We start from the raw sequence: 4,580 nt of genomic DNA on the forward strand, positions 1-4,580 counted from the left end.
CGTATGGAGACGGCGCGCGAATGACCCCGGCGAAAACTTCAAATCGACGCGCCCGATACGGGACTCGCGCCGCCGTTTCAGACCATGACCTGTCTTTGAACGATCAAAGGAAAGTTCGCGCAAAAGCCCCTGGGAGCGCAAAAAGGCGGTCTCGGATAGGAGGGGCGCCCAGAGGCCGCCACCACGCCCTACGGGCCTCCTGAGGGCAAATTCGCGCGAAATGCCCAATGGGCGACCGTCGCCGTCCGGCTTTACCATCCGCGCCCATGACCCGGCAGATCGAGCAGGATGCGAAACCTGGGAGCGGCGAAGCAGGCGGCGAGCCGCGCCCGCCACAGATCGCCATTCGCGCTGCAAGCCGGCTCGGCGCAGCCGGCGGACATCGCCGCGCCCACCATCCCCGATGCTTGCAGGTAAAACAGCGCCTCCTGGAAACCACGGCGCTGCGCTGACATCGCCGCGCTCTCCGTCGCGGCGGCGTCTCGTACCGCGCGCGCCAGCGCCGCGCGGCGAGCCTTCAGCCCCTGCATCAAATGGGCACGGGGATAATTGCGCTTGGCCTGCTCGAGCTGCTCGCAGACCATGGTGAGCCGGCGACGCTCGCGGTCGAGCTGCCGCAGGCCGACCCTGGCGATCGCCTCCGCCAGATCCGATAATTGGGGTCCGACGCCGGAAGCCGCCTTTCGCGGCAGGCGTGCCGGCTGCGCATCGAAGCGGAAGATTTGCTCCCATCGCCCGGCTTTCAGCCCGTCACTGCTGTGGAGCGCCGCCAGCAGCAGATGACGCACCGGAGCGTAGTGGAAGCGGTTGCCGACCAGCGCCGCCCGGTACCGCTCCCAACCTACCCGGTCACCGGGGCGGGCGCCGCGGATTTGCTCCCGCGCAATCATCCCGTTCCACAGCACTCGGGTTTTGACGAAGGCAAACCGCGCCATTTGCGCGCGCGTGCGCGCGACCCGGGCCGCGAGCGCCCGCTCGGCGGCCTGCGTCCGCCCCAGGGCCCTGATCCCCGCAAGATCGGTCAGCAACAGCGCATGACGGTCGCAGAAGGTCGTCACGCGCAAGATCCAGCTCCGCTCGATCCGCCACGGCGCGCCGGACACCAGCCAGTCAAGCCAGCACTGGGCGCAGCCGATTGACCGCAGCGTCAGCGGCAACAGATCGCCGCGCCCACAGCCGACGAACGTCCTAGAAATCGCCTTCGCGGGCACCATCGTCGCCCACGCGAGCCGTTCTACCATCACCTGGCGGCGGTCCGGCACGCCAGCGACCGCCGGCGCCGGCGCGGCCAACCAAGCCGATGCGCGCGACGTGGCCGGTACGCGCGACGTGGCCGGTACGGGCGACACGGCCAGGTCGCGATCGGCGAGCGCCGCGTCGATGCCGAGATGGCGAAACAGCGCTTTGGGCGTGGTCTCATGACGCGCGGCCAGGCGGCGCAGCCAGGATTCGAAACATTCCTCGGGCAGCGGCCTCACCCGAAACGCCAGCGGCTCGATCTCCCGCCCGCTCATTCCGGGCTATAAGGCGTAAACAATTGCAGCGCCTCGGTGATATCGTCCTGGGTCACGAACCGGCGGTCATGCCGCCGCGCGACCTTTCCCGACCAGTGCAGGATGCGCTTGAAGTTCCCGGTGACCCCGCCGCTGGTCCGCCAGATGCGCTCGGCGAACGCGGGTTCGGCGAGATGGTCGGGCTCCTCCATCCCCATGCCGCGGGCCAGCGCGCGGATCAGGCGCTGCGCGGGCTCGCCCGGCTCCCATAACGGCAATTTGAGGATGATTGAGCGGTACGCCAGCTCGACATCGTCGGCGAAGATCTGCCGGGCGACATCGAGGCCCGCCACGACCAGCGGCACATTGCCCGCGCTCATCAGGAAGCGGAACGCATCGAGCGTATCGCGCCGCGCAACGCCGCTCGCGGTCAGGATCACATGGACATTGTCGATCGCGACCAGCCGCGTGCCCTGTTCGGCCAGCAGGTCGACGACCTTCAAATCGGCGGTTTTGTGCGTGTTCGTGCGGATCGGCCAGCCCTGTTTCCAGAGCAGGGCGAGGTTGATCTTGAGCGAGGTCGGACTCGAGGGAATGACCGTGCGCAGCACGGGCTGATAGCGCGCCTCGCCCCAATCGGCGGGCTCGGGAAAGGCTTCGGCAAGGCGGCGCTGCGCTTCGCGCAGGATCGAGGTTTTGCCCATGCCGGACTGTCCGGTGAGCACGATGCAGGTCGGGCGTTCCTCGGGATCGTCATGCGCGACATCGACGATCGTCTCGACCGCGTTCCGCGCTTCTTCGAAATCGATCCAGAAGGAGGGCGCCAGCGATGGCGCGGTCGCAGCGGCGCTCATGTCCGCTCCTGCAACCAGTCGTCTTCGCTGAGCTCGGCGACCGGTTTCCAGTCAATGGGCGGCTTTTCCGGCGCTTCGCCATACCGGAGGTCCGCGAGCGTCGTCCCCTCGCCTTCGCGGCGCTTTGCCTGGCGCTGCGTCGCCTTCGTGCGAACGCGGGCGCGGTGGATTTCCTGATTGGCGGCGGCCACCGCCCGCGCCGTCGCCGCGCGACCGCCATCGGCCTGGTAGGCCCGGCCTAGCGCCCGCACTCCTGCCCTGGCGGCCTCCCAATCCGCCTCCCAGACGTCGGGATAGTCGCCGACAACCGGCAATTCGACATAGCGGCCGTCGAGGTCGGCGTAGATATGCTGGATCGTCCGCTCATCCCAGCTGATCTCGACCCTTTGGCCGATCCTGGCGGCAAGCATCGGGTGCCAGTAATGGCGATATCTGATCTGGATACCCTTGGCATGGACCGTGAGCGACTTCGACGGCAGAAACTGGCGGAACAGTTCGCCCGCATCGACCGACACGGGCAGCAGCGGGCTGTGCTTCGCCGCCTCGCGCTCCCACATCTGGGCCGGACACAGGCCGCCCAGCGCGCTATGCGGCGCGTGATGATAGATCGCGATCTGGCACAGCAGCCAGCGCTCGAATTCCACAAGCGTCATCGCCGCGTCCGCCTCGGCATCATAGCCGTCGCGCGCCGCCACGTTCGATCCGGTCGCACCGGGCAAAAGCCGCAGTTTTCCAATCATCGTGCCGATCAGCCGCTCGATATGCCCGCCAAGATGGGCCGGCCCGGGCCTCCGCACATCGGGGCCAATCCCATTGCGGACGCAGGCGCGCCGGAAGGCTTCGGAGCGATGCGGTTTGGCCTGATCGGCATGCAAGCGCCGGAACAAACCGTGCATCGGATAGCTGACATCGACGCCCAGGTGGGCGAGGGCCGGCTCTTTGGGCAACACAGCGCTCGCAACCGCCCGTCCGCACCGGAATATCGAGGGGTCGCCGAAGCTGACATAGTAACCAAGAATGGACCGGGTCCAGATTTCGATGAGGAAGGTGATCCACGGTCTTCCGAGCTGTTCGCGCCGCAGACTATCGACCAGGATGACATCGCCCTTGGTGTGATCCATCTGAACCAGGTCGAGAAATCCCTCGCTTGCATATTCGCCGGGGTGCGGTTCATGGGCGCTCCGCGTCTTCGATCCCATCGTCGCTTTCGCCCAAACACGGCTCGGAATCTCAGCCAGAAGCCGCTCGATCGTCTTCTCGCTTGGGATCAGATCGGCGGGAAAGCGATGATCTCCGTTGTCCGCGTGCAACAGGCCCCAAATCTGCCGCGCCGCTTCCGCACGCGATGGCGGCACCATCTTGAGCGCAATTTCGTCGATCAACGTCTCGATGGCGGCCCTCACCTCGGGATCGATCCTGTGCGATCCAACAGCGGGTCCACGCGGTTTTGGAGCCAGCGTTTCCGCGACCGGATGCACCCGGAAGCGCGCGGCCAGTGTCCGTATCTGCCGCTCTTTAAGGCCGGTTGCCTCGGAAATCGCCTGAACCTGAGCCGCTGTCACCGGGCCGGAAAGCGATATATGTCGCCGGAAATGGGGGTAGAGAGCCAATCCCGCCTCAAGCGATTTGAGGCTCCGCCGGGGCGCTGGAGACGGCTTGCGCTCAATCACGGAACGGGCTCCCCAATGATTTTTGCTGTCCGCGAAATGTAGCTTATTTTGTCGAACACCGCGACGTGTATATTGCCCTAGACAGAATTACTCGCAGAGCATCCGATGTAATATATTGATATTACATGATATTATTGAAATGTAGCCTATTTTGTCGGCTGACACTTCCTCGCGCTGCTCGCGGCCGCCCTCCCCGATCGCCGTGCGGATCTCGCCCGGGCTATCCAGCGCGTTCGACAAACCGCAATTCGTCCCCTTGCCGCCGAGGCCGCGGCGACGGCTGCGATCGTCGACGCCGGGCTTGAGGAACTCGAGGCCGTGCGCGCCGTCGCCGCGAGCCCGAACTTGTCCTCCGATCCGGCGGCCCGTCTGCTCACCATCATTCGCGGTTTACGGCGGTCGGCCGACGTCGAGGGCGACGCGCTATCGGTCACCGCGACGTCGCCCTGTTGGGCGGTCAATCTGCTTGCCGTCGCCGATCCCGCGCTGTTCGGGATCTCTCCGCATCCCCTGCCCTTCCCCGGGCTTGTCCGTCGGCGATTGTTTCGCGCCGATCGCGATCC

Annotated in this window: 3 protein-coding genes and 1 pseudogene; 1 reads left to right on the plus strand and 3 read right to left on the minus strand. The window is 66.1% G+C overall.

Annotation, left to right across the window (positions count from 1 at the left end; translation table 11 throughout):
• Window positions 1-251 precede the first annotated feature (251 nt).
• From KAY22_RS25000 to KAY22_RS25010, 3 genes are read right to left on the minus strand one after another with little or no spacing between them, the layout of a single operon-like run.
• Window positions 252-1,514, minus strand: a complete 1,263-nt coding sequence (locus KAY22_RS25000; protein ID WP_048575061.1) for a TniQ family protein — start codon at window positions 1,512-1,514, stop codon at window positions 252-254.
• Window positions 1,511-2,347 (minus strand): TniB family NTP-binding protein, encoded by an 837-nt coding sequence (locus KAY22_RS25005; RefSeq protein WP_030540651.1) that lies wholly within the window; start codon window positions 2,345-2,347, stop codon window positions 1,511-1,513. The genes KAY22_RS25000 and KAY22_RS25005 overlap by 4 nt, the downstream gene beginning before the upstream one ends.
• Entirely contained in the window at window positions 2,344-3,750 is a 1,407-nt protein-coding gene (locus KAY22_RS25010; protein ID WP_296625833.1) for a Mu transposase C-terminal domain-containing protein, read from the minus strand. The genes KAY22_RS25005 and KAY22_RS25010 overlap by 4 nt, the downstream gene beginning before the upstream one ends.
• Window positions 3,751-4,335: 585 nt before the next feature.
• On the opposite strand from KAY22_RS25010, the pseudogene KAY22_RS25015 reads away from it, so the two are divergent.
• Window positions 4,336-4,580 (plus strand): annotated as a pseudogene (locus tag KAY22_RS25015) (hypothetical protein); the annotation flags it as partial.

Origin of the sequence: Rhizorhabdus sp., assembly GCF_018006725.1 — a bacterium.
Taxonomy (GTDB): Bacteria; Pseudomonadota; Alphaproteobacteria; order Sphingomonadales; family Sphingomonadaceae; genus Rhizorhabdus.